The following is a 2,123-nucleotide window of genomic DNA, read 5'->3' as shown; positions in this document are numbered from 1 at the left end:
GGCGTGGACTGCTTATACGAGCGAGGGCAAATTCCGCTTTGAAGGAATCAGCCTCGACAGCTACATAGACTGGGAACTGAAAGTCCTGGTAAAAGACGGTGAGATGATCGCGGTCAGGGAAACGGTGAGTGATTCCGTCACTTATAAGAATGTCTGGCTGACACGCGGCGAGGGGGAGACCTTTTCCGTACATCTGGGTACAATTGAGAGAACGTTCCCCATGGAAGCCTCTCTGGGGCAGCCGGAGGAGTTTGCCGATAATCTGGCGGACCTTTCTTTGAAGAACGGCAAGCTTCAGAAGGTGACGTTGAAGAAAAAGAGAATTACCGGAAAGGTCCTGTCGGTAAAGGACGATTCCATTGAGATTGAAGGCTACGGTAAGATCAAACTGGATAAGGATTTCAAGGTGTATAAGCTGTATGGCCAGTTTGAGGAGCAGTCCATCTCGGATATCCTGGTCGGCTACGACATTCAGGAATTTGTCGTGGCCCATGGAAAGCTGTGCGCGGCTTTGACCATGCGGGAATTCGATGCGAAGACGATCCGGGTCATGATCATGAATACGAATTTTCAGTCTGTCTTCCATCCGTCGGTCACCTTATCAGCGGAGAGCGGATTGAACATTGCCTATGGAGAGGAGAGCGTGCAGATCCCGGCGAAGGCCGAAGTGATTATCGATCCGTCGGATGAGCGGCTGAAGGACGGTCGAATTGTCGTCACTCCCGTGGATGCCGGCGATACCATCTCCGTCAATTCGATCCGCAGGTCCCTCGGTACGCCGTCGTACAGCGGAAGCATCGAAATCCGGAAAGAGACAGAGGGGATCACTCTGATTAATGAACTGTATCTGGAAGATTATCTGACCAGGGTAGTGCCCAGCGAGATGCCTGACAGCTACGAGATGGAGGCGTTAAAGGCCCAGGCGGTCTGTGCGAGAACGTACGCCTACCGCCAGATTCAGAGCAACACCTACAGCCAGTACGGCGCCCATGTGGACGACAGCACCAGATTTCAGGTGTATAACAACCTAAAGACATCGGATAAGACGGAGCAGGCGGTCCGTGAGACGTATGGAAAGCTTCTGTTCTATCAGGATGCGCCCATTGAGGCATTTTATTTCTCCACCTCCTGCGGCCATACGACAGACGGCAGTATCTGGGGAAGTGATCCGGCCAAATATCCGTATCTGGACGGCTGCCTCCTGGAGACAGACCGCAGCGTCTTAAATCTGTCCACCAATGCGGCATTTGAGGCATTTATCAAGGATAAGGAGTACCCATCCTATGATTCCTCCTTCCCGATGTACCGCTGGGAGACTACGGTCACGAACCGGCAGCTGGAGGAGGAGATTACCGCGGTGGGAACCATATTGAATATCTCCGTCACCGAGCGCGGTGTGGGCGGCATCGTGAAAAAAGTGCGTGTGGAAGGCTCCGATGGAATCATGACCATCAACGGAGAAGGCCAGGTGAGAGCAAAGCTTGGCAATCCCTACATGAAGATTACGAAGAATGACGGAAACGTCATGAAGGATATCGAGTCCCTGCCCAGCGCCTATATTGCCATCGAGAACGAGGGCGTGGATGATAATAATATCACCACCTTCCATATCTATGGAGGCGGATACGGCCACGGAGTCGGCATGAGCCAGAACGGAGCGCAGGCCATGGCGGCGGAAGGCAAAACCTATGAGGAAATCCTCCGGTTCTTTTATAATGGGGTGGAGATACGGGAGGCTGAGAAGGAGACGGCGGGGTGATAGGAAAGAATCCGAATACCCCCGTGCCATGATGCGTATGATAGAGTAAAAGAATAACACAGAGAAGCATATGCAGAATCAGAAGCTGGAAAACCTCTTAAACCTCTCTCTCAGTGCCACGACAGAGGAACGGGAAAAATCGGAGTCCCTGAATGTGGGGTATAACTCCGAGCTGAATACATGGGAACTGATCGTTAAATATTCCGGGAGCCTGGCTGAGTTGACAGAACACGGGATCATTGTGGATGAGATGATCAACGAGTACGCCATTTTAACGGTGCCGGAGCCGGAGATCGACTATGTCAGCAGTCTGCCGCAGATCGATTTCATAGAAAAACCGAAGAGGCTGTACTTTGCCATTAAC

At 52.0% G+C, this 2,123-nt stretch carries 1 protein-coding gene and 1 pseudogene; both read left to right on the top strand.

From position 1 onward, the window contains the following. A partial coding sequence (locus tag ACLTD4_RS33890; protein WP_412331991.1) for a SpoIID/LytB domain-containing protein occupies window positions 1-1,759 on the top strand: 1,759 nt, incomplete at its 5' end. Window positions 1,760-1,829: 70 nt separating this feature from the next. Continuing rightward, window positions 1,830-2,123, top strand: a pseudogene (locus ACLTD4_RS33885) (peptidase S8); the annotation flags it as partial.

This window comes from Hungatella sp., from assembly GCF_046966825.1.
The sequence above is the reverse complement of the archived record's forward strand: the minus strand, read 5'-3'. Positions and strand labels throughout refer to the sequence as shown.